We start from the raw sequence: 23,267 nt of genomic DNA, 5'->3' as shown, positions 1-23,267 counted from the left end.
CTGACCAGCAGTAGGTTCGGTGCTCCGGACTTCCCGTCCGGGGCACCGGACCGGGGAAGGAGCGCCCGGTGCACCTGCTCGGCCTCAGGTATCCCGACACCGAACGGCTGCCGGTCGTCGACCGGCTGCACGGCCGTGCTGTGCCGGATCCGTACCGCTGGCTCGAGAACGCGACCGACCCGCGGACCGTGCAGTGGCAGGCAGCCCAGGACGAGCTCTGGCTGAGCCATGCCTCCGAACTGCCGGGCCGCTACCGCTTCCGGACCCGCGTCGCGGCGTTCAGCGACGTCGGCATGGTGCGCCCGCCGCTGTGGCGTGGCGGGCGCCAGTTCTTCCTCCGCCGGACCGCTGACCAGGACCACCCCGTCCTGTACGTCGCCACGCCGGAACGGCCGGTGGTCGACCCGATGGAGCTCGACCCGACCGGCGGAACCACCCTGGACCTGTGGCAGCCGTCGCCGGACGGACGCCTGCTCGCCTACCAGTTGTCGAGCGGCGGCAGCGAGGAGTCCAGCCTCTACGTCATGGACGTCGGCAGCGGTCACGTGCTGGACGGACCGATCGACCGCTGCCGCTACTCCCCCGTCGCCTGGCTCCCCGACGGGAGCGCCTTCTACTTCGTCAGGGACCGGCAGCTCTTCCTGCACCGGGTCGGCCGGTCCGACGACACGCCCGTGCTCAGCCGCGAGGCCTCGTACGGGCTGGAGATCAGTGCCGACGGGCGCTGGCTGACGATCTCCGCGGCCCGCGGCGCCGCGAACGACGTCTGGCTGGCCGACGTCTCGGTCCCCGACCGGCCGAAGTTCACCGCCGTGCACCAGGGTGTGGAGGCCCGGAGCGCGCTGATCGTCGGCCGCGACCAACGTCTGTACGTCCTCACGACACTCGACGCCCCGGCCGGCCGGATCTGCGTCGGCGACCCGACGCGGCCGGAACCGGCCCAGTGGCGAGACCTGATCCCCGAGGACCCCGGCGCGCCGCTGAGCGAGCTGGCGACGCTGGACGGCCCGGAGCTGCCCCGGCCGCTCCTGGTCGTCGCGCGGACCCGCCACGCCCTCGGGGAGCTCGCCGTCCACGAGCTGCGCACCGGCAAGCGCCTCGGCGAGGTGCCACTGCCCGGTCCCGGTTCCGTCGGCTCCCTCAGCGCCGACCTCGACGGCGGTCACGAGGTCTGGTTCAGCTACACCGACAGCGTCACGCCCGGGACCGTGTACCGGTACGACGCCCGCACCGGGGAGACGGCGGTGTGGGCCGAGCCGCCCGGGACGGTCGAGGTGCCGCGGCTCAGCGCCCGGCACGTCGTCTACCGGTCGGCGGACGGGACGCCGGTCCGGATGGTCGTGCTCGCCCCGCCCGGGCGTCGCGGACCACGGCCCACGATCCTCTACGGGTACGGCGGATTCGGCCAGCCGCTCACGCCGACGTACTCCGCGTTCACGCTCGCCTGGGTCGAGGCCGGCGGCGTGTTCGTCACCGCCAACCTGCGCGGCGGCGGCGAGGAGGGCGACGCGTGGCACCGGGCCGGCCGGCTGCACCACAAGCAGAATGTGTTCGACGACTTCGTCGCCGCCGCCGAGACGCTGGTCGCGGACGGCTGGACGACCGCGGCGCAGCTCGGCATCTGCGGCGAGTCCAACGGCGGGCTGCTGGTCGGCGCGGTCCTGACCCAGCGTCCCGAACTGTTCGCTGCGGCCGTCTGCGCCGCACCGGTGCTGGACATGGTCCGCTACGAGCACTTCGGCCTCGGGGCCTCCTGGGTACCGGAGTACGGGTCCGTCACCGACCCCGCCCAGTTCGAGGACCTGCTGGCGTACTCGCCGTACCATCATGTTGCTGAGGGCACCGACTATCCCGCCGTATTGTTCACGGCCTCGGGCGGCGACACCCGCGTGGACCCCCTGCACGCCCGCAAGATGTGCGCCGCGCTGCAGCATGCGACCGCCGGATCGAGACCGGTGCTGCTCCGGTTCGAGGACGGCGCCGGTCACGGGGCGGCGGCCGTCAGCCGCGGCGTCGCCCTGGCCGCGGACATGCTGGCGTTCCTCGGCGCTCACACCGGGCTGACCCGATGACATCCCCGGCTCTCACCTTCGGCGCCGTCGCCCGCCACGGCCGCGGCTGGCTGCCGCTGATCGGGGTCTTCGCGCTGCTGGACAGCGCGGTGACGCTCGCGCTCCCGACCGTCCTCGGACGGGCCGTGGATGCTATTGCCTCCGGCAACAGGGTGGGCCAGTGGCTGATCCTCGCCTGCGCACTGATCGGCGTCGGCATCGCCGCCGCACTGGTTGACGCCTTCGCCGGTACGGCGTGTGTCGCCGGGACCACCGCCTGGCTCCGGCACCGGCTGGTGGCGAAGGTTCTCACCGGCGGGCCGGAGGGAGTCCGCCGGTTCCAGACCGGCGACCTGGTCAGCCGGGTGTCCGGCAGCGCGAGCGACGCGGCCCAGGCAGGTCCCACCGCGGTGACGGCCGTGGCCGCAGTCCTGCCTCCCGCGGGAAGCCTCGTGTTGCTCGCGCTCATCGACGTGTGGCTGGCGGCCGCATTCTTCGCCGGTGTCCTGCTCGTCGTCACGGTGCTGTGGGTCTTCGCCCGACGGACCACCGAGATCAGCCTGTCCTACCAGGAGACCCAAGGCCGGATCGCCACCTTGCTGACCGAGGCGCTCGGCGGGATCCGGACCGTCGCTGCCGCAGGCACTGTCGAGCGCGAAGAACGGCGAGTGCTCGGTCCGCTGCCCGAGCTGCATCAGCACGGCCGCCTGACCTGGCGGGTCCTTGCCCGATCCGGCGCGCAGGCGGCGATCGTCGGCCCACTGATCCTGGTCGCGGTGCTCGCGATCGGCGGCCTGCAGCTGGTCGACGGCCGGATCACGCCGGGCGAGCTGTTCGCCGCCGCGCAGTACGCCGTCATCGGCGCGGGACTCGGCAGCCTGACCGGCCTGCTCGGCGAGATCGCCCGGGCGCGAGCGGGCGCCCAGCGGTGCGCCGAGATCCTGGCAGTCGAATCCCTCGCGTACGGCAGCCTGCCGTTGCCGCCCGGGCCGGGACGGCTGGCGTTCGACGACGTGACCGTGACCGCCGAGGGCGTCGCAGTCCTCGACCGGGTCACCCTCGACCTGCCCGGCGGAGCAACGGTTGCCGTGGTAGGTCCGAGCGGCGCCGGCAAGTCGGTCCTGGCCGCGGTCGCCGCGCGGCTGCGCGATCCCGACTCCGGCCTCGTACTCCTCGACGGCGTACCCCTCCGAGCGCTCTCGCGGCACGCGCTGCGCCGCGCCGTCGGCTGTGCGTTCGAGCGTCCGGTACTGGTGGGCCGGACCGTCGGCGAGGCGATCGCGACGGGCGCGGTCACGCCGGTCCGGATGCTCGCGGCCGCGCGGGCCACGCACATCCACCGCTACGCGAGCCGCCTGCCCGACGGCTACAGCACTCCGTTGCCGGAGGCACCGATGTCCGGCGGCGAGGCACAGCGGCTCGGGCTCGCGCGGGCCTGGCCCGCCGAACGGCTGCTGGTCCTCGACGACGCCACCTCCAGCCTGGACACGGCGACCGAGCTCGAGATCAACCGCACCCTCACCGACGACAACCACCACCGGACGCGCTTGATCGTCACCCACCGCGCGGCGACGGCGGCCCGCGCCGATCTGGTGGTCTGGCTGGACCGCGGGCAGGTCCGGGGTGTCGGTCCGCACGCCCGCCTGTGGCGCGCCGCGGCGTACCGGGAGATCTTCGGATGAGGCGCGAACTGGGCTACGGGGTGCGGGCGCTCCGGCGGCGGCCGGCGCTCCTGCTGGCTGCCTGGTCGGTTCCGGAGATCGTGCCGACGGCCGGCTACGGCGTCGCGGTCGCACACGCGACCGACGCGTTCCTGGCCGGCCGGTCCGAGGCGGGGCTGGCGTGGCTCGCCGGCCTCGTCGCCGCCGCCGGGCTCGGCGCGGTCGGTGCCGGCCAGGTGTACCGGCGGCTCGGTGAGCTGGTCGAACCGGTCCGCGACGACCTGGTCCGGCTGGTGATCGGCGGCGCGCTCCGGCGTGGCGTGGCCGGTGAACGCACGGACGGCGCCGTCTCGCGGCTGAACCGCCAGGTCGAGATCGTCCGGGACACCTACGCTGGGCTGATCCTGGTGGTCCGGACATTCGTGATCACGGTCGTCGGCGTGCTGACCGGTCTGCTGTCGCTCGCGCCGGTGATCGCGCTGCTCGTCGTACCGCCGTTCCTGCTCGGGTTCGCCGCCTCGCTCGCGATCCTCGGACTCGCCTCCCGGCGGGTCCAGGCGTCACTTGCCGCCGACGAGGACCTGACCACTTCGGCCGGTACGACCTTCGCCGGCGTGCGCGACCTCACCGCCGCGGGCGCCGAGGACTTCGCCGCGGAGCTGGTCGGCGAGCCGATCGAGGCCCACGCCGCCGCCGAGCGGGCGCTGGCCAAGGTCGCCGCGCTCCGGACGCTGTGCTTCGCCGTCGGCGGCTGGCTGCCGCTCCTGATCCTGCTGGCCGCGGGTCCCTGGCTCCTGGGCCGCGGCGTCAGCACCGGGACTCTGCTCGGCGGACTGACCTACGTTCTCCTCGGTCTGCAACCGGCACTCAACACCGTCATGGCGGCCCTCGGCGACAGCGGGCTGCGGTACGTCGTCACGCTCGGGCGGATCCTCGACAGCGGACCGCCGCACGAGCAGGCCACACCGACCGCGGTCCCGCGCAACCACCAGGCACGCCTGCACAAGGTGTCGTTCGCGTACGGCGTCCACGCGGAGCCGGTCCTGCACGACCTGGACCTCGTGGTGGCCGAAGGCGATCACCTGGCCGTCGTCGGCCCCAGCGGCGTCGGCAAGTCGACGCTGGCGAACCTCATCTGCGGACTGCTGGCGCCGACCGGCGGACGGGTCCTGCTGGGCAGGGTCCCACCGGAACTACTGTCCACCGACCTGCTGGCCAGGACGCGGGTCCTGATCCCGCAGGAGGCGTACGTCTTCTCGGGCACCGTGGCCGACAACGTCAGCTACCTCGCACCGGATGCCACCGCCCAGGAGATCGACCGCGCGATCGAGGCCGTCGGCGCAGCCGCCCTGGTCAGCAGGATCGGCGGGACCCGCGCTCAGGTCCGTCCGGCTCACCTCTCGGCCGGTGAGCGGCAGCTGATCGCGCTGGCACGGGCGTTCCTGTCACCGGCACCGCTCGCCGTACTCGACGAAGCGACCTGTCACCTGGACCCCGAGGCCGAACGCCGCGCCGAGGAGGCCTTCGCGGCCCGGCCCGGCAGCCTGATCGTGGTCGCGCACCGCGTCAGCTCCGCGCTCCGCGCCCGGCGGATCCTGGTCCTGGACGGCGACGACGTGTGCGTCGGCCGCCACACCACGCTGCTCCGCAGCTCCCCGCTGTACCGCGACCTCGTCGGGCACTGGCAACCACCCGAGCACGCCGATCGGGGTCAGATCCAGCCGGCGTCCTGAGCCTTCAGGACCGCCTCGATCCGGCTGCGCGCGCCGACCTTCGCGAGGATGTGCGACAGGTAGTTGCGGACCGTGCCGCTGGTCAAGTTGAGCTTGTGCGCGATCTCCTGCGCGGTCGCACCGGTCGACACCAACCGGAGTACCTCGCACTCCCGCGGGGTCAGCGGGTTGCGCACGGCTCGCAGCGCGGCCAGCGCCACCGCGGGATCGATCACCGGCACGCCGTCGGCGACGCTCCGCACCGCCTCGACCAGCTCGGCCGGCGAGGCGTCCGTCGCGATGAACCCGATCCGCGGTGAGGCCCGGGCGAGTTCCAGGCACGCGGCACTGACCGCCTCCCGGTCGACCAGGATCAGCACACTCACGTCAGGCCGCCGGCCGGTCAGCCCCGCGGCCACCAGCTCACACGCCAGCTCGAAGTCGAGCACGACTACCTGCGGATCCGTGCGCGCCACTGCCTCCGGCACGTCCGTGGCCGTGTCGGCCTCAGCCACTACTTCCAGCCCTGCGTCCTGTGACAACACGGCCGCGAGAGCCCCCCGCAGCAAAGCACCGTGCTGTCCGAGTACAACTCGGATCACGCTTCCGCCCCCCTGGCATCGCGTCCCACTTCAGAGACTCGTCAGTCACGAAAAGTGCTGAGCGAGCCGCGATCGGTGACGCCCAGTTTGAAGGGCTCCCGGGCGATTGTCACGCGTTCGGACAATCCTGGATCCGTCGCCCCGTACGCTAGGAACGTGGCCGAGCAGAAGAGTCCCGACCGCACCGATCACAACGTCACGCTGGATGCCGAGGACGATCGGTGGGAGTGGCGACGCAAGATCCGGGCGAACCCGAAGAAGCACCTGATCTACCGGATCGGCGTGGGCGTCGTCGGGGGGTTGCTGATCATCGCGGCGCCGTTGACCGGGTGGTTGCCGGGACCGGGCGGGATCCCGTTGTTCATCGCGGGCCTGGCCGTGCTCGCCAGCGAGTTCGAGTGGGCGCAGCGGCTGCTGTACCGGGTCAAGGACTGGGTGAAGGCACTCACCGCCTGGACCGGCAAGCAGCCCGCCTGGTTGAAGGCCCTCGGGACGCTCGCGCTGTTCCTGTGCGTGCTCGTCGCGATCTGGCTCTACATGGCGGTGCTGGGTGTGCCGGGCTGGCTGCCCGACTCCTGGGAGTCATTCCTCGGCAAACTGCCCCTGCTGCCCTGAGTAGTCCGGCAGGTCGACCAGTTCGCTCATGTTCCGGGCCGTCCGGAGCATCTGGTTCAGGAAGAACGGGATGTCCAGGATCCGGTTCCGGGCCACGATCCCGAACCGGGTGGCCGGTGCCATGAACGCGCCGGCCCGGCTGCCGTCCTGGGTCGTCGACACCGACTTCCGCAACCGCGCCTCGTACCGCTCGAACGCCGCCCGGAAGTCGCCGCGCGCCTGCTCCAGCTCCCCCGCGAGCACGTAGGCGCCGACCACCGCCGTACCGGTACCCAGCGCCCCGAACGTCGCGCCGTACCCCGCGTCGCCGAGCAGCACGATCCGTCCGGTCGACCAGCGGTCCACGCGCACCCGGCTGATCGAGTCGAAGTACAGCTCCGTTGCTGCCGGCAACGCTTCGAGCAGCGTCGGCACGTGCCAGCCGAGGCCGCTGAACTGCTCCCGCAGGATCGCCTTCTGCTGGTCCACGTCCCGCCGGTCGTACTGCAGCACCGGGGACTTGAAGACGAACAACGTCTGCGCGAGCCCGGGGTCGCGAGCGTCGCCGCCGACGCTCGCGAGCTTGCCCGGCACGTTGTACATGAGCGTGTCCCCGGAGATCCCGAGCGTGTTCGGTAGTTCCCAGCCGCCGACGTAGTAGTCCAGATGACGCTCCAGCACCTGCTCCTTCGGCCAGGCGAGCCGCCGTACGACGGAATGCATCCCGTCCGCGCCGACGACCAGGTCGTAGGTCTCCTCGAGTCCGCTCTCGAACCGCACGTCCACGCCGCCCGGGTGCTCCCGCAGCGCGGCGATCGAGTCTCCGAAGCGGTACGTCGCCCGCGCGCGGCTGTGCTCGTACAGCACCCGCGACAAGTCGGCTCGCAGTACCTCGAGCTCACCGCCCGCGAACTCGGCCGGCAGCCGCATCAGCTTGCGGCCGTTCGTGTCGACGAACCGCATCGCGTTGCCACCGGTCTGCAGCGCCCGCAGGTCGTCCAGTACGCCCATCCGCGCCAGCACCGTCGTGAACACCTCCCCGCGGAAGTCGACGGCGTACCCGCCCTTGCGCAGCGCGGGCGCGATCTCGACGACCGTCACGTCGTGACCCGCCCGGCCCAGCCACAGCGCCACCGACGGCCCCGCGACGCTCGCACCCGACACCAGAATCTTCATCCCGACTCCTAACTGTGTCCGGCGGACACAATAAAGTGTATGGTAGACACAGTTCGGGCCGGAAGGAAAGGACGATCTGCATGACCGAACTGCTCTGGGGCAAGGAACCGGCGCGCACGCGCGGCCCGAAACCGGCGATCACGCTCACCGCCATCGCCGAGGCCGCGATCGCGATCGCGGACGCCGAAGGGCTTGACGCGGTCTCGATGCAGCGCGTCGCCGGCGAGCTCCCGGTCACGAAGATGGCGCTCTACCGGCACGTCCCGGGCAAGACCGAACTCGTCGCGGTGATGAGCGATCTGGCGGTCGGCGCCCCGCCGGACCGCTCCGGTCTCCCCTGGCGCGAGGCCTTGCACACTTGGGCCCTCGACCTGTACGAGAGCTTCACCCGGCACCCGTGGCTGCTGCAGTCCACGATCGGCCGCCGGCTGCTCGGCCCCAACGAACTCGCCTGGCTCGAGAGCGGCCTCGCCACCCTCGCGGACAGCGGGCTGACCGGCGCCGAGAAGCTCGACTCGATCCTGGTCGTCACCAGCCATGTCCGGAACCTCGCCCAGCAGTCCGTGACGTTCCCCGGCTCGACCACCGGGCTGACCGAGAAGGACATGCAGCGATCGCTGGCGGAGATCCTGACCACCGAGGCCGCCCGGTTCCCGCACCTCGTCGCCGCGATGCGCACCGCGGCCGCCGGCGCGAATCAGGGCCTGGAGTTCGGCCTAAAGCGCATCCTGGACGGGCTAGAGCTTCTCGTCAGCGGCCGGGTAGCTGTGCCGGACGGCATTGAAACGTTGCCGATAGACGGACGCGGGTAGCCCGTAGGCGGATTTGAACCGACGGGCGAAGTAGTTCTGGTCCGGCCAGCCGACCGATTCGCCGATCCGGCTGATCGGCAGGTCGGTGTGCAGCAGCCGGTCGGCCGCAAGCTCGACGCGATGCCGCGACAGGTACGCCATCGGCGGCAGCCCGGTCACCGACTTGAACAGCCGGACCAGATAGCCCGGCGCGAGATGCAGCTCGCCGGCGAGCTCGGTCAGCGTCCAGTGCCGGGCCGGATCGGCCTCCATCATCCGCATCGCGTCGAGGACCGCGGGGTGGATCTGTTCCCGGCGTTCCTCACTGTGCGTCACCGCCCGTGCGATACAACTCAGGTAGAGCGACAGCCAGCCGATCACCTCACCGCGATGCCGGCTCAAAGGCCGGTTGCGTAGTTGCCGCAGTCCGTCCAGGTGCCCGACGGCCTCCTGGACGGCCGCCGGATCGAGGTGCGTCGCGATCATGCCGCGGCGTTGCGCGGAGAACGGTCCGGTCCACAACAGGTAACCCAGTAAGGGATCCTCGCGCGCCCAGGCGAGTTCGCGGCGCACAAGGTCGGCCGAGAAACAGCAGTTGTAGACCTCGAGCGAATCGCAGTCGACGTACTCGTGCCAGACCCCCGGACGCAGCAGGATCGCGTCCCCGGCGGCGACCCGCCGGCGGCCCGCGAGGCTGTGGTGGACGCCTTCACCGCCGGTCACCAGCACCAGCTCGAAGAAACTGTGCGTGTGCAGCGGGTGCGCATTCTCGTGCAGGTGCGTGCCCGCGTGCACGACCGTCCCTTCGACGAAGTGCAGCACGGTTCCGCGGGTCCTCACCGGCTCATCGGCCATAGGTCACGATATGGGCCGAAGTGCAGATCGTGCTAGAGCGAGTGCACATCGGGCTAGTGACCGGCGACTGCCGGTCGCAGGATCGGGGAACAGGCGAAACGTCCTCGCCGATCAATCGAACAGCTGCCGGGCGCTTCGTCGGAACACCCAATGAATCGTTTCATCCCCCGATTCGGTCACCGTCCTGATCAGCCTCCTTGGTTGGAGTCTCATGTCGCATCTCGCCGCACCCACCGCCCTCCGCTTCGAGCACCGACCCGCACCTGTCGCCGGGATCGGCACCTCCGCACCGCGGATCTCCTGGCAGGTCCCGGCCGCGGACGCCGGCTACGCACAGACCGCGTACGAGGTCGAGATCACCACCGGCGCCACACAGGTCTTCACCGTCCAGTCCCCCGACCAGGTCCTGGTGCCCTGGCCGGGTGACCCGCTCGCCTCCCGCCAAGCCGCGCAGGTCCGGGTTCGCGTTCGCGGCAACGACGACTGGAGCGAGTGGAGCGAGCCCGCCTCCGTCGAGGCCGGGCTGCTCACCTCGGACGACTGGAGTGCCCGCTTCGTCAGCCCGCGCGACAACCCGCACGGCTCCCCCGCTCCGCTCGTCGCCGGCACCGCCGACCTCCCGGACGGCATCGTGAAGGCCCGCCTGTACGCGACGTCGTACGGCATCTATCTCCCCGAGCTCAACGGGCAGCGCGTCGGCACCGAGGAGCTCGCGCCCGGCTGGACGGCGTACCAGTACCGCCTTCGCTACCAGACGTACGACGTGACCGAGCTTGTCCGACCTGGTGAGAACAAGCTCGAGTTCCTGCTCGGCAACGCCTGGTACCGCGGCCGGATCGGCTTCCAGGACCAGAAGCAGCTGTACGGCGAACGCCTGGCCGTCCTCGCCCAACTCGAAGTGACGACGGAGGACGGGCAGCTGCACACGTTCGGCAGCGACGGCACCTGGACGTCCCGGGAGAGCAACGTCCTGGCCGACGACTTGTACGACGGCCAGACCACCGACCTCCGCAAGCAGCCCGGCGAACTCGCGCCCGTCGACGTTCTCGACGCCGACCTCAGCCTGCTGGTCGCGCCCGACGGTCCGCCGGTCCGGATCACCGACGTCCTGCCCGCGGTCGAGATCAGCACCTCGCCTTCCGGCAAGACGCTCGTCGACTTCGGCCAGAACCTGGTCGGTCGCATCCGTCTCAAGGTCCGCGGCCAGAACGCCGGCGACGAGATCGTGCTGCGGCACGCGGAGGTGCTGGAGAACGGCGAGCTCGGCGTCCGCCCGCTGCGGACCGCGAAGGCCACCGACACCTACATCCTGGCCGGCCCGGACGAGGTCACCCTCGACTCGCCGCTGACCTTCCACGGTTTCCGGTACGTCGAGGTGGACGGCGTCACCGACCTCCGCAAGGAGGACCTGGAGGCCGTCGTCATCGGCAGCGACCTCCGCCGGACCGGCTGGTTCGAGTCGTCGAACGAGCTGCTCAACCAGTTCCACCAGAACGTCGTGTGGGGCATGCGGGGCAACTTCGTCGACGTACCGACCGACTGCCCGCAGCGCGACGAGCGGCTGGGCTGGACGGGCGACATCCAGGTCTTCTCCCCCAGCGCGAGCTTCCTGTTCGACATCGGCGGCTTCCTGACCAACTGGCTCGCCGACCTGGCCGCCGAGCAGCACAAGGACGGCTCCGTGCCGTACGTGATCCCGGACGTGCTCCGGCACGACGGCCAGGCGACGGCGGCTTGGGGTGACGCGGCAACGATCGTCCCGTGGGTGATCTACGAGCGCACCGGCGACGCCGGGCTGCTCGCGCGGCAGCTGCCGAGCATGAAGGCCTGGGTCGACAAGATGGCCGACCTGGCCGGTGGCGACCTGCTCTGGTCCGGCGGCTTCCAGTTCGGCGACTGGCTCGACCCGACGGCGCCGCCGGACGACGCGTTCCGCGCGAAGGCGGACCCGGACGTGGTCGCGACCGCGCATTTCGCCCGCTCGGCCGAGGTCGTCGGCAAGGCCGCGGAGCTCCTCGGCCAGACCGATGTGGCTCGCGAGTATGCAGATCTCGCCGGCCGCGTCCGGCAGGCGTTCGCCGCCGAGTACGCGACCGAGGGTGGCCGGGTCCTGAGCGACGCGGCGACGACGTACGCGCTCGCCCTGCAGTGGGCCCTGCTGCCGACCGAGACCCAGCGGCAGCGCGCCGGCGAACGGCTCGCCGACCTCGTCCGCGCTGCGGGATTCCGGATCAGCACCGGATTCGTCGGTACGCCGCTGATGGCCGACGCGCTGGCCGATACCGGACATCCTGACCTGGCGTACCGCCTTCTGCTACAGACAGGCTGCCCCTCTTGGCTGTACGCAGTGACGATGGGAGCCACGACGGTCTGGGAACGCTGGGACAGCATGCTGCCCGACGGCAGCATCAACCCCGGCCAGATGACGTCGTTCAACCACTACGCCCTCGGCGCCGTCGCGGACTGGATGCACCGACGCGTCGCAGGTCTCGCGGCCGCCGAGCCCGGCTATCGCACGATCGACGTCCGCCCGCTGTTCACCGAACAGCTGACGAAGGCCTCCGCGAAGCACCTCACGCCGTACGGCGAGGCGTCGGTCGCCTGGAGCCGCGCCGACGGCCAGGTCACGCTGACCGTCACCGTCCCGGTCGGTTCCCGCGCGAAGGTCGCCGTCCCCGGTCAGGACGTCGTCGAGGTCGGCCACGGGACGCACGAGTGGACCGCGACCGACCCGTACGCCGAACCGGCCAAGCTGCCGGCCGACGCGACCATCCGCCAGCTCCTGGACCACGGCGCGGCCTGGTCCGAGCTGTCGGCCGCCGCCGCGGAGCTCGGCCTCGTCGCCGACGACGCCGAACTCGCGGCCAAGCTCGAGCGGTACTTCGACCAGCCGGCCGCCGGACTGGTCGAGGCGATCAGCCCGCGCGGCTTCTCCCGGAGCGCCGAGTCCCTGCAGGCCAAGCTCGACGCGCTGCTCAACCCCTGATCAACCCCCTGATCAAGCACTGACCCACTCACCCGACCGCCCCGCTGCAAGTGCAGAACACCCTTTGGAGGTCACGATGAGGTTCCGCCCAGGAGCCAGCGGACTAGCGCTGCTGGCCGTCTGTTCGCTCACCCTCTCCGCGTGCAGCGCGGGCAGTCTCGGATCCAGCGACGACGCCGGTACCGGCGGCTCGGTCGAGCTCACGTACCTGATCGGCAACCAGGACCAGGACGTGAAGTCGGCCGAGCAGCTCACCAAGGACTTTCAGGCCAAGAACCCGAACATCACGATCAAGCTGGAGACCCGGCCGGCCGGGTCCGAAGGCGACAACATCGTGAAGACCCGGCTGTCCACCGGTGACATGCCGGAGGTCTTCGCGTACAACACCGGGTCGCTGTTCCAGGCGATCGCGCCGCAGAAGAACCTGGTCCCGATCGGCGACCAGCCGTACATCGGCGACCTCGACGAGAACTTCACCAAGACCGTGACGGCCGACGGTCAGGTGTACGGCGTCCCCACCGGCGGCTTCATGGGCGGCGCGGTGCTCTACAGCATCCCCGTCTACCAGAAGCTCGGCCTGCAGGTCCCGAAGACCTGGGCCGAGTTCATGGCCAACAACGCCAAGATCAAGGCCGCCGGCGGTGGCGTCGCGCCGGTGATCCAGACCTACGGCGAGACCTGGACCTCGCAGCTGTTCGTGCTCGGCGACTTCCACAACGTCTCCGCCGTCGAGCCGGACTTCGCCGACAGGTACACCAAGAACCAGGCGAAGTACGCGACCTCCCCGTCCGCGCTGAAGGGCTTCGAGCACACCCAGGCGGTGCACGACGGCGGCTACCAGAACAAGGACTTCGCGTCGGCGAAGCTGCCGGACGGCCTGAAGATGCTTGCCACCGGCAAGGGCGCGCACTACCCGAACCTGTCCGGGGTGGTCGCGAACATGGTCTCGACGTACCCGGACGCCGCCAAGACCGTCGGACTGTTCGCGCTGCCTGGTGACGACGCGAGCAAGAACGGCCTGACGCTGTGGACGCCGGGCGGGCTCTACATCCCGAAGACGACGACCGGCGAGAAGCTCGAGGCGGCGAAGAAGTTCCTCGCCTTCGTGGCCAGCCCGGACGGCTGCGCCTCGCTGCGCAAGGCGGCCGCCCCGACCGGTCCGTACGCCGTGAAGGGCTGCACGCTGCCGGACGACGTACCGCAGGCGATCAAGGACATGCAGCCGTACCTCGACAAGGAGGGCGCGTCCAGCCTGGCGCTGGAGTTCCTGTCGCCGGTCAAGGGCCCGTCGCTGGAGCAGATCACCGTCGAGGTCGGGTCCGGGATCCGGAAGGCCAAAGACGGCGCGGCGCGGTACGACGAGGACGTCAAGAAGCAGGCGCAGCAGCTGGGCCTGGCGGGTTGGTGAGAGCGGTGGCTGTGTCGATCACCCAGGAACACAGCAAGACCACCGCGGTGTCCCCGACCAGCGGGAGCAAGGTCTACCGTCCGTACTCGAACTGGTTCTACCTGCCGACCGCGGTGATCTACGGCGTGCTGTTCCTGGTGCCGACGTTCGCCTCGCTCTACTTCAGCCTCACCCGGTGGAGCCTGTTCGAGTCGAAGTTCATCGGGCTGGAGAACTTCAAGCTGTTCTTCCAAGAGCCCGCGCTGGTCAAGGGCTTCACGAACACGCTGATCTACGCTGTCGTCACGTCCGGGTCGAAAGTGGTGCTCGGGCTGCTGCTCGCGGTCCTGCTCACCTCGCAGATCGTTGCCCGCGGCTACCTGCGGTCGGTGGTGTTCTTCCCGGTGCTGGTTTCCACGATCGGCGTCGGCCTGACCTTCACCGTGCTGATGAACCCGGAGCAGGGCCTGATCAACGAGTCGCTCGCGATGCTCGGCATCGACGGGCCCGGCTGGCTGACCGACCCGAAGTGGGCGCTGCTCTCGGTGGCCGCGGTCGACGTCTGGAAGGGCGTCGGCCTGGCCACGCTGATCTACATCGCGGGCATCGTCTCGATCCCGCGCGAGTACATGGAGGCCGCCCGGGTGGACGGGGCCGGGTCGTGGCAGCAGTTCTGGCGGATCGTCCTGCCGCTGTCCCGGCCCGCCACCGTGACCGTGATCATCCTGTCGCTGATCGGCGGGCTGCGGTCCTTCGACCTGATCTGGGCGATGACCCGCGGCGGGCCCGGGTTCACCTCGGACGTGATCGCGTCGGTGATCTACAAGCAGTACCAGGCCGGCTTCTACGGCCTGTCCACGGCCGGCAACGTGGTGCTGTTCGTCGTGGTCACCGCGATCATCCTGCCGCTGTCGTGGTTCCTGAACCGTAAGGAGGTGGACCTGTGAGTACCGCGGAGCTCGTCAACCACCGGCCCGCCCGGAAGTGGGCGCTGAGCGCGGTCGCGATCCTGCTGTCGTTCGTGGTGTTCGTGATCCCGTTCGTGTTCATCCTGCTGACCGCGGTGAAGGACCGCACCCAGGCCGCGGACCTGAACTTCTCCTGGCCGCACCAGTTCCGGTTCGTGCAGAACTTCGTCGAGGTGGTCGAGGCCCGCGACTACATGCTGGTGATCGCGTTCATCAACAGCACGATCCTGACCGTCGCCAGCGTCACCGGGATGGTGGTGCTGGCGGCGATGGCCGGGTTCGTGCTGCAGCGCCGGAAGAGCCGCTGGAACGGGTTCATCAACTTCCTGGTGCTGGCCGGGCTGATCATCCCGCCGGCCGTGGTCCCGACGATCTGGGTGCTGCAGAAGTTCGGGTTGTTCCGGACCATGCCCGGCCTGATCCTGATCGAGATCGCCTACGGGCTGTCGTTCTGCATCCTGCTGTTCCGGGCGTTCGTCGCGACCATCCCGCGGGAGCTGGACGAGGCCGCGATCATCGACGGCGCGGGACCGTTGAAGCTGTTCTTCCGGGTGGTCTTCCCGCTGCTCAGGTCGGTGATCGTCACCGTGGTCGTGGTGCAGTCGGTCAACGTGTTCAACGACTTCGTGAACCCGTTGTACTTCCTGCCCGGTGACAAGAACGCCACGGTGCAGCTCACGCTCTACAACTTCTCCAGCCAGTACTCCACGCAGTACAACCTGCTGTTCATGGACATCCTGCTGATCACGATCCCGCCGTTGATCATGTTCCTGTTCTTCAACCGGCAGATCGTCGCCGGTATGACCTCGGGCGCGGTCAAGGGGTAGCGGGCTTGCGGACGACGAGCGCGGCCTGTCCGGCGTCCTTCTCGCCGGGCAGCGCCGCGCGCGTCAGGGTCGCCACCTCGGCGAACCCGGCGTCCGCGAGCAGCCCGGCGACATCCGCGACGTCGTACAGGTAGACCTCGAGGTCCAGGTCGTGGCCGTACGCCTGGCTGAGGTGCCGGCTGCCGTCGCCGACCTTGAACCCATGCACGAGGTGGCCGCCGGGCCGGAGCACCCGGAACAGTTCGGCGAACACCGCCGGCAGGTCCGCGCGCGGCGTGTGGACCAGCGAGTACCAGGCGAGCGCCCCGGCCAGCTCGCCGTCCTTGAGGTCCAGGTCGAACAGCGACCCGACCTCGAACCGCAGCTCCGGGTACTCCCGCCGAGCCACCTCGATCATCCCGGGCGTCAGGTCGACGCCGAAGACATCCAGCCCCTTGCCGGCCAGGTACGTCGTGATCCGGCCGGTGCCGCAGCCGAGGTCCCCGACGGGTCCGTCGCTGACGAGCGCGGCGAAGTACTCCAGGGCGCCGGTCTCGAACGGGTCCTGCCGGTGGTAGTCCTTCAGGATCGCGTGGTAGTCGGCGGCGGCGGTGTTGTACGAGGCTTGGATGTCGTTCACGCGAGGAGCCTAGGCAGGCCCGCGGACAGTTTCTCGTAGTCGGCGAGCGAGTTGTAGGCATGTGCCGACAACCGGACGAAGCCGCGGCCCTCGAAGCCGGTCAGCGTGATCTCGGCCTTCAGTTCGCGCGACACCCGCTTCTTGAGCGCCTCGCCGCCGGCCAGATCGACCGACGACGGCAGCTCGACCAGGCGCATCGTCGCCGGCGGGTGCACCACCTCGGCGATCCCGGTTCCCAGCGCCTTGGCGAGGATCCTCGAGCCCTCCTCGACGAGGCCGGTCAGCTGCGGGCGGCGGGTCGGCCAGTTCAGGTCCGCAAGCGCCCGCAGCGACTCCGGCGCCGCGATCCACGGCACGTAGTCGTACGTGCCCTGGGTGTCGAAGCGCTCCGGCATCCGCTCGTCGTACTCCGACCACGACACGATCAGCGGCTTCGACGCCGCCCGCCACCGCTCGGCGACCACCAGACCGGCCGTCGCCCGCGGCGCGGCCGGCCACTTGTGGAAGTTGCCGGTCCAGAAGTCGGCGCCCGCCGCGGCCGGCGCGTCGATCAGTGCCGGGGCGTGCGCGCCGTCCACCACGATCGGTACGCCGTGTTCGTGCGCGGCCGTCACCAGGGCGTCGATCGGGAACACCTTCGCCGTACCCGAGGTGATCTGGTCCACGATCAGCACCGACGCGTTGTCCAGTTGCCGCGCGATCAGCGCGACCACGGTCTCGTCGTCGGCCTCCAGCGGGATCCCGACGATCACGACCTCGGCGCCGCGGTCCTTCGCGATCCGCTCGGCGGCGTACCGCACCGCGCCGTACACGTGGTCGGTCAGCACGATCCGGCTGCCCGCGGGGATCGGCAGCGTGTGCAGCGCGACCGTCACCCCGGCGCTCGCGTTCGCGACCAGGGCGAAGCCGTCGGGGTCGGTGCCGAGGTACGACGCCAGCGCCAGCCGGCTCGTGGTCAGCCGCTCGGCGACGGTCCGGAACCAGCGCATCGGATTCGCGTCCATCTGGGTCCGCAACCGGGCCATCAGCTCCTGGGTCCGGCGCGGCACCGCGCCGTACGAACCGTGGTTGAGGTGCACGACCTCGGGATCGAGGGTCCACAGGTCGGGGCGGGGCGTGAGTACCGTCATCACGCAAACGGTACATACTTCCACGCGTGTATCCCTACCTCGACCACGACGGGCCGATCGCGATGGCGCACCGCGGCGGCGCGAAGCACCCGGACAACCTCGGGTACGAGAACTCGCTGCGCGCGTTCCAGCACGCGGTCGACCTCGGGTACCGGTACCTGGAGACGGACCTGCACGCGACCAGCGACGGTGTCGTGATCGCGTTCCACGACACCCGGCTCGACCGCGTCACCGACCGGACCGGGGTGATCGCTCAGCTGCCCTGGTCCGAGGTCAGCAAGGCGAAGATCAACGGCAACGAGCCGATCCCCCGCCTGGACGAGTTGCTGGAACACTTCCCCGAGACCCGGTTCAACCTCGACATCAAGGCCGAGGGCGGCCTCGAGCCCGCCGCCAAGGTGCTCCGGGCGGCGAACGCCATAGACCGGATCTGCGTCTCGTCGTTCTCCCAGTCCCGGGTCCGGCGGATCCGCTCGCTGCTCGGCCCGCGACTGTGCACGGGGTACGGCGACTGGGAGACGGCGCTGATCCGGTTCCTGCCGTTCGGGGTGCCCTCGCGAGGCGCCTGCCTGCAGATCCCCGAGCGGTACGGCGCGCTCCGGGTGCTCACGCCCGGCCTGGTCCGGCGGGCGCACTCCCGCGGCAAGCAGGTGCACCTGTGGACGGTCGACGACGCCGCCGTGATCCGCCGGATGCTGGACGCGGGCGTGGACGGCATCATCACCGACCGCACCGACGTACTGCGGGACGTCCTGATCGAGCGAGGTCAGTGGCACTGAAGTGTTATCCGTGGGTACGCCGCATCGTCCCCCGGACCTGACACACTTCCGCGCATGGGAATCCTCTCCGCGCCGCCGGCGGTCGACCAGCGCGAGTACTGGGGCTTCAGCCTCTACGACTGGGCCAACTCGGGCTATGTGACGACCACCGGCACCGTGCTGTTCGCGCCGTACCTGACCTCGGTCGCGGAGAGCGCCGCCTGCGGGTACGTCGGGACGACCGACCGGCCGTGCCACACGAACCTGGACGTGCTCGGGCTCGGCATCTCCCCCGGTTCGCTGGCGTTCTACGTGGTGACGGTCGCGACGCTGGTGTCGGCGCTGTTCCTGCCGGTGGTCGGCGCGATCGCGGACCGGATGACCCGCAAGAAGCTGCTGATGTGCGGGTTCGCCTGGGCCGGGGCGCTGGCGGCGAGCAGCATGGTGTTCGTCGGCGGCGGACGGTGGCTGCTCGGCGCGGTGCTGCTGTTCGTCGGGAACCTGTGTCTCGGCTCGTCACTGGTGGTGTACGACTCGATCCTGATCGACATCGCCCCGCCCGACCAGCGCGACGCCGTCTCGTCGCGCGCCTGGGCCTTCGGGTACGCCGGCGGCTTCCTGCTGCTCCTGGTCAACCTGGCAGTGGTGACCGCCCACGAGGCCCTGGGCATGAGTCAGGGCACCGCGGTGCGGATCAGCCTGCTCAGTGCCGGGTTGTGGTGGGGGTTGTTCACGTTCGTCCCGTTCTTCCGGCTGCGGGACCGGCCGCCGGTCGCCGTCGTGCAGGTCCGCAGCGGCAGCCTGGTCCGGCAGAGCTTCGGACAGCTCGCGGCGACGTTGCGGCACTTGCGCGCGTACAAGATGACGATGCTGTTCCTGATCGCCTACCTGTTCTTCAACGACGGGATCCAGACCGTCATCTCGGTGTCGTCGACGTACGGCGAGAAGCAGCTCGGGTTCGAGACGCAGGTGCTGATCGCGACGATCCTGCTGGTGCAGTTCGTCGCGTTCTTCGGGGCACTGGCGTTCGGCCGGTTCGCCCAGCGGTACGGCGCGCAGCGGACGATCGCGGGCGGGCTGGTGCTCTGGATCCTGATCGTGATCGCGGGCTTCCTGCTGCCCGAGCGGCAGATCGTGCCGTTCCTGACGATGGGCGTCGCGATCGGGATCGTGCTCGGCGGTACCCAGGCGCTGTCGAGGTCGGCGTACAGCCAGCTGATCCCGAAGGGCCGCGAGGCGGAGTACTTCTCGCTCTACCAGGCGGGCGAACGCGGGACGTCGTGGCTCGGCACGCTGGTATTCGGTCTGGTCCACCAGCTCACCGGCTCGTACCGCCCCGCGATCGTCGCCCTCGGGCTGTTCTTCGTCGTCGGCCTCGCGCTGCTGTCGCGGGTCGACATGCGCCGCGGCATCACCGAGGCCGGCAACGCCCAGCCGACTGTCGTCTAGGTGGCGTTCGGGCCGACGTCGGTGGCGGTCAGCGGCCGGCGCAGCGGCGTACCCGTCGAGTACTCGTCGGCGCCCACGTCGTACGGCGCGCTGCGCGGCTGACCGTCGACGTCGTCGGTGACCTGCCCCGCGTGGTCGAGCTTGGCGGCGTTCACGGCTGCGCTGCCCGAGCCGAGCCGGTACACGCCGTCACTGCCCGCGGTCAGCTTCGGGTCGGCCCGGGTGTAGCCCGCGGACGGCATGTTGCCGGTGGCCGCCTGGCCCCAGACGATGTTGCCCGACCAGCTGATGCCGCCGAGATACGGCATGTCGACGAGTTCGCCGCTGCCGCCGACCATCAGGTTGTCCGCGATCACGCAGTCCAGCGGCGGGACGGTCCGCTGGCTTTCACCGGCCACGGCCTGGCTGTTGTTCCGCAAGGTGTTCAGCACGATCGTGACCCGGTCGGGCGCGTCGTTGCCGCGGCGCGAGTCGGTCGGCTCGCCGGCGTAGTGGTCGCGCTCGGTCCCGCTGCCGAGCACGATCCCGGCGCCGGCGACTCCGTCGACGTAGTTGTTCACGATCAGGTGGTCGTTGCCGTAGATCCGGATCCCGTTGTCGCCGGACAGCAGGTAGTTGCTCTCGACCCGGTTGTCGTTGCCGTGCCGCAGGACGATCCCGCCGAGGCTGTCGCGGACCGTGTTGTACCGGATCGTGTTGCCCGAGGACTTCACCGAGATCGCTTCCGGGTCGCCGTTCACCCGCTCGAACAGGTTGTACTCGACCGTCGCGTCGGCGATGCTGAGCGCGCGGCCGCTGACGCCGAGCCGGATCGGCTCGCCGCCGTTGTCGCCGGGGAACGTGTGGTCGCGGAAGTGGTTCCGCAGGATGTGCGTGCGCTGCGCCATCGCCTCGGAGCCCGGCCCGTCGATCACCAGGTAGCAGCCGACGGTGGCTTTGTCGTGGAACGTGTTGCGGTCGATCTTCGCGTCGTTGCCGCGGACGACGACCCAGTGCCCGGTCTCCGCGGCGAAGCGCAGGTCGTTGCGGGTCAGCCGGATCCGCGGGCAGTCCGCCGGGATCTCCAGCGTCGTACTCTGCCGGAACGCGAACCCGCTGATCGTGATGTCCGACGAACCGGAGAACACGAAGCTCTGGGCGCCGGTCAGCGTCACGCCGCCGCGGCTCTGCGCCACGATCGTGATCGGCGCGCTGCTGCTGCCGTGCCGGTTGCTGACGCGGATCGGCGACCCGGACGGCACGGCGTACGAACCGTTCGCCATCGTGATCGTGGTGCCCGCGGTGGCGCTGTTGATCGCCTGCTGCAACTCGGCCAGCGACGTCACCGTCGCCTGCGCCGCTGCTAGCGCTGGTCGCGCTGCCACCACGGACAAGGCGACGACTCCACTACTGGTCAAGAACGTACGACGGTCCATGACGAGCTCCTAGCTGTTGGGGCGGTACAACTTTCGGTACTCGCTCGGGGTCACCGAACTCACCTGCCGGAAGACCTTCGAGAAATAGGACTGATCCATCCCGACGGCGGCCGCGATCTCCTCCATCGGCCGGGCGGTCGCCGCCAACTCGCGCTGGGCCCATTCGATCCGGGCCCGTTTGATGTACTGCTTCGGCGACAGGCCGAACTCGGTGCGGAAGTGCCGCAGGAACGCCGGCAGGTCGTAGCCGAACACCGCCGCGAGCTCCTCCACGCTCGGCAGCGTCGCGAGGTTCTCCTGGATGTACCGGACGATCGCGGACTCGGTCGTCTGCTGCGGTGACAGCCGGACGGCGCCGGGCGGGGCGCTGTCCAGGTAGTGCGCGAACAGCGCGGTCAGCGCCGAGCGCAGCCGCAGTGGCGTGGCGAGACCGGGCGGATCGCGATCGGCGGCGCCGACCTGCTCGAACAGCGCCGCCGCCTCCTCGGGGGCGCGGCTCGGGACGATGTACGGCAGCGTCAGCATCTCGCCGATGTCGCGGTCGCCGATCAGCGCGTTGAAGTGCAGCCAGTGCTTGCGGAACACGTTGTCGCTGATCGTCTCGTACGACACCGGCACCTCGGCCGGCAGATACACCAGCTCGCCCGGCCGCGGGAACAGCTCCTGCTCCCCCACGACGAGCCGACCCTCCCCCTCCAGGATCAGGTACAGCCGCGAGAACGGATCGGGTAACAACGGGCGCGACCACTCGCGATGCACCTTGGTGATCCGGGCGGCGACCACCAGGTCGAGGCGCAGCCGGTCGAGATAGGTCCGGATGATCTCCTGCTCCCCCAGCGCAGTCGTCGGCGCGGTGCTCATCGCGACCCCGGCCCCACGTCGGCCGGTGTCAACGGGCGGTACGCCGGACTGCGCACGGAGTACTCGTCCGCGCCGACATCGGCACGACCTGTGCGGTGCTGACCGTCCAGGTCGACGTCGACGTCCGGGTACGCGCGCGACGCGGCGTTGATCGCCGGGCTGCCCGGCGCGAGGCGCCGTACCCCGTCGGGTCCCGCGACGAGCCGGGGGTCCGCGCGGGTGAAGCCGGCGGCGGGTGCGTTGCCGTCCGCGGCCTGTCCCCAGTGCAGGTTGCCCGACCAGGTGATGCCGTCCGGGAACGGCATGTTCACGAGCTGTCCGCTGTCTGCCATCAGAAGATTGTCCGTCACCGCGCAGTCCAGCGGCGGCAGGGTCCGGTGGCTCTCGCCGATGATCGCGGCCTCGCAGTCGAGCACGGTGTTCAGCGCGATCCGGACCCGGTCCGGCGCGTCGTTGCCGCGCCGCGAGGCGGCCGGTTCGCCGGGGTAGTGGTCGCGGACGTTGCCGCTGCCCAGCACGATTCCGGCACCGCTGATCCGCTCGACGTAGTTGTTGACGATCAGGTGGTCGTCGCCGTAGATCCGGATCCCGTTCTCGCCGGACAGCAGATAGTTGCCCTCGACCCGGTTCCGGTTGCCGTGCCGCAGCACGATCCCGCCGAAACTGTCCCGGATCGTGTTGTGCCGGATGACATTGCCGGACGACTTCACCGAGATCGCCTCGGGGTCGCCGTTCGCGCGCTCGAACAGGTTCAGCTCGACGACGGCGCCCGCCGTCGACAAGGCCCGCGGGCTGACACCGAGCCGGATCGGCTCGCCGCCGTTGTCGCCGGGGAACGTGTGGTCGCGGAAGTGGTTCCGGGTGACGTGCACGCCGCGCGCCATCTGGTCGGCGCCGGCGCCCTCGATCCCGAGGTAGATGCCGAGCGTCGACTTCCCGTGGAAGTCGTTCCGGTCGACCGTCGACTCGTCCGCGCGGACCATCACCCAGTGCAGGCCCTCGAGGTCGGCCAGCTGGAAGTCGTTGCGGGTCAGCCGGATCCGCCGGCAGTCCGGCGGTACGTCGAGCGTCGTCCGCTGCCGGAACGCGAACCCGCTGAGCGTCACGTCCGACGAGCCGGTCAGGACGAAGCTCTGCTCACCGGTCAGCACCACACCGCCGACCGACTCCGCCCGGATCACGATCGGCGCGCCGCGGCTGCCGCGCTTGCCGGTGATCGCGATCGGAGCCCCGGCCGGTACGTCGTAGGTGCCGTCGGCAACGGTGATGACCGTGCCCGGCACCGCCCGGGCGATCGCAGCCCGCAGCTCGTCCAGCGAGCGGACGAGGCGACGGGGTGTGTCGGCGGTTGCCGAGAGCGTGGGAAGCGTCGTGAGTGCGGCGGCGGTCAGGCCGGTGGCAGCCAGGAAGGTGCGTCGATCCATG

The 23,267-nt window shown here is 70.3% G+C and carries 19 protein-coding genes; 11 read left to right on the top strand and 8 right to left on the bottom strand.

Going from position 1 to position 23,267, the window contains the following annotated elements; all coding sequences use genetic code 11:
• The first annotated feature begins 68 nt into the window (after positions 1 to 68).
• Genes ABN611_RS32465 through ABN611_RS32455 form a run of 3 tightly spaced genes read left to right on the top strand, consistent with a single transcriptional unit; the run spans position 69 to position 5,445 of the window.
• Complete coding sequence (locus tag ABN611_RS32465; RefSeq protein ID WP_350276090.1) at positions 69 to 2,072, top strand: prolyl oligopeptidase family serine peptidase; 2,004 nt, start codon at positions 69 to 71, stop codon at positions 2,070 to 2,072.
• Complete coding sequence (locus ABN611_RS32460; protein ID WP_350276089.1) at positions 2,069 to 3,733, top strand: ABC transporter ATP-binding protein; 1,665 nt, start codon at positions 2,069 to 2,071, stop codon at positions 3,731 to 3,733. Before ABN611_RS32465 ends, ABN611_RS32460 begins: the two co-directional genes overlap by 4 nt.
• Positions 3,730 to 5,445: an ABC transporter ATP-binding protein gene (locus ABN611_RS32455; protein ID WP_350276088.1), complete on the top strand. Its 1,716-nt coding sequence runs from the start codon at positions 3,730 to 3,732 to the stop codon at positions 5,443 to 5,445. Before ABN611_RS32460 ends, ABN611_RS32455 begins: the two co-directional genes overlap by 4 nt.
• On the opposite strand, the gene ABN611_RS32450 is transcribed toward ABN611_RS32455, so the two are convergent.
• Entirely contained in the window at positions 5,424 to 5,939 is a 516-nt protein-coding gene (locus tag ABN611_RS32450; protein ID WP_350276087.1) for a response regulator transcription factor, read from the bottom strand. The two genes, ABN611_RS32455 and ABN611_RS32450, sit on opposite strands and share 22 nt — an antisense overlap.
• A gap of 243 nt (positions 5,940 to 6,182) precedes the next feature.
• Between ABN611_RS32450 and ABN611_RS32445 the strand changes: the two genes are divergently transcribed.
• Positions 6,183 to 6,641: a PGPGW domain-containing protein gene (locus ABN611_RS32445; RefSeq protein WP_350276086.1), complete on the top strand. Its 459-nt coding sequence runs from the start codon at positions 6,183 to 6,185 to the stop codon at positions 6,639 to 6,641.
• Here the strand turns inward: ABN611_RS32445 and ABN611_RS32440 are convergent.
• Positions 6,609 to 7,796: an FAD-dependent monooxygenase gene (locus ABN611_RS32440; protein ID WP_350276085.1), complete on the bottom strand. Its 1,188-nt coding sequence runs from the start codon at positions 7,794 to 7,796 to the stop codon at positions 6,609 to 6,611. The genes ABN611_RS32445 and ABN611_RS32440 overlap by 33 nt on opposite strands.
• Before the next feature lie 80 nt (positions 7,797 to 7,876).
• Here ABN611_RS32440 and ABN611_RS32435 point away from each other — a divergent pair, with 80 nt between their 5' ends.
• A complete protein-coding gene (locus ABN611_RS32435; RefSeq protein ID WP_350276084.1) occupies positions 7,877 to 8,608 on the top strand; it encodes a TetR/AcrR family transcriptional regulator C-terminal domain-containing protein in 732 nt (243 codons plus the stop codon).
• On the opposite strand, the gene ABN611_RS32430 is transcribed toward ABN611_RS32435, so the two are convergent.
• Positions 8,534 to 9,427, bottom strand: a complete 894-nt coding sequence (locus tag ABN611_RS32430) for an AraC family transcriptional regulator (protein ID WP_350276083.1) — start codon at positions 9,425 to 9,427, stop codon at positions 8,534 to 8,536. The genes ABN611_RS32435 and ABN611_RS32430 overlap by 75 nt on opposite strands.
• A gap of 226 nt (positions 9,428 to 9,653) precedes the next feature.
• Between ABN611_RS32430 and ABN611_RS32425 the strand changes: the two genes are divergently transcribed.
• From ABN611_RS32425 to ABN611_RS32410, 4 genes are all read left to right on the top strand, one after another.
• Positions 9,654 to 12,428: a family 78 glycoside hydrolase catalytic domain gene (locus ABN611_RS32425; protein ID WP_350276082.1), complete on the top strand. Its 2,775-nt coding sequence runs from the start codon at positions 9,654 to 9,656 to the stop codon at positions 12,426 to 12,428.
• 76 nt (positions 12,429 to 12,504) lie between these two features.
• On the top strand, positions 12,505 to 13,836 hold the full coding sequence (locus ABN611_RS32420; protein ID WP_350276081.1) for an extracellular solute-binding protein: 1,332 nt from the start codon (positions 12,505 to 12,507) through the stop codon (positions 13,834 to 13,836).
• Between the two features lie 5 nt (positions 13,837 to 13,841).
• Positions 13,842 to 14,762 carry a sugar ABC transporter permease gene (locus ABN611_RS32415; RefSeq protein WP_350276080.1) on the top strand — a complete coding sequence of 307 codons (921 nt, stop codon included), beginning with the start codon at positions 13,842 to 13,844 and terminating at the stop codon, positions 14,760 to 14,762.
• Positions 14,759 to 15,610: a carbohydrate ABC transporter permease gene (locus ABN611_RS32410; RefSeq protein ID WP_350276079.1), complete on the top strand. Its 852-nt coding sequence runs from the start codon at positions 14,759 to 14,761 to the stop codon at positions 15,608 to 15,610. The genes ABN611_RS32415 and ABN611_RS32410 overlap by 4 nt, the downstream gene beginning before the upstream one ends.
• Here ABN611_RS32410 and ABN611_RS32405 read toward each other — a convergent pair.
• Both ABN611_RS32405 and ABN611_RS32400 read right to left on the bottom strand, forming a co-directional pair.
• On the bottom strand, positions 15,600 to 16,229 hold the full coding sequence (locus tag ABN611_RS32405; RefSeq protein WP_350276078.1) for a class I SAM-dependent methyltransferase: 630 nt from the start codon (positions 16,227 to 16,229) through the stop codon (positions 15,600 to 15,602). The genes ABN611_RS32410 and ABN611_RS32405 overlap by 11 nt on opposite strands.
• Positions 16,226 to 17,359 (bottom strand): aminotransferase class V-fold PLP-dependent enzyme, encoded by a 1,134-nt coding sequence (locus ABN611_RS32400; protein ID WP_350276077.1) that lies wholly within the window; start codon positions 17,357 to 17,359, stop codon positions 16,226 to 16,228. The genes ABN611_RS32405 and ABN611_RS32400 overlap by 4 nt, the downstream gene beginning before the upstream one ends.
• Positions 17,360 to 17,385: 26 nt before the next feature.
• Between ABN611_RS32400 and ABN611_RS32395 the strand changes: the two genes are divergently transcribed.
• Both ABN611_RS32395 and ABN611_RS32390 read left to right on the top strand, forming a co-directional pair.
• Entirely contained in the window at positions 17,386 to 18,138 is a 753-nt protein-coding gene (locus ABN611_RS32395; RefSeq protein WP_350276076.1) for a glycerophosphodiester phosphodiesterase, read from the top strand.
• A 54-nt stretch (positions 18,139 to 18,192) separates the two neighbouring features.
• Positions 18,193 to 19,566, top strand: a complete 1,374-nt coding sequence (locus ABN611_RS32390) for an MFS transporter (RefSeq protein ID WP_350276075.1) — start codon at positions 18,193 to 18,195, stop codon at positions 19,564 to 19,566.
• Here the strand turns inward: ABN611_RS32390 and ABN611_RS32385 are convergent.
• Genes ABN611_RS32385 through ABN611_RS32375 form a run of 3 tightly spaced genes read right to left on the bottom strand, consistent with a single transcriptional unit; the run spans position 19,563 to position 23,266 of the window.
• Positions 19,563 to 20,981, bottom strand: a complete 1,419-nt coding sequence (locus ABN611_RS32385) for a polysaccharide lyase 6 family protein (protein ID WP_350276074.1) — start codon at positions 20,979 to 20,981, stop codon at positions 19,563 to 19,565. The two genes, ABN611_RS32390 and ABN611_RS32385, sit on opposite strands and share 4 nt — an antisense overlap.
• A gap of 9 nt (positions 20,982 to 20,990) precedes the next feature.
• A complete protein-coding gene (locus tag ABN611_RS32380) occupies positions 20,991 to 21,842 on the bottom strand; it encodes an AraC family transcriptional regulator (RefSeq protein WP_350276073.1) in 852 nt (283 codons plus the stop codon).
• On the bottom strand, positions 21,839 to 23,266 hold the full coding sequence (locus tag ABN611_RS32375) for a polysaccharide lyase 6 family protein (protein ID WP_350276072.1): 1,428 nt from the start codon (positions 23,264 to 23,266) through the stop codon (positions 21,839 to 21,841). Before ABN611_RS32375 ends, ABN611_RS32380 begins: the two co-directional genes overlap by 4 nt.
• Position 23,267 lies beyond the last annotated feature (1 nt).

It is taken from the genome of Kribbella sp. HUAS MG21, from assembly GCF_040254265.1.
Taxonomy (GTDB): domain Bacteria; phylum Actinomycetota; class Actinomycetes; order Propionibacteriales; family Kribbellaceae; genus Kribbella.
Note: the sequence above shows the minus strand (reverse complement) of the source record. Positions and strands in the feature narration are given on the sequence as shown.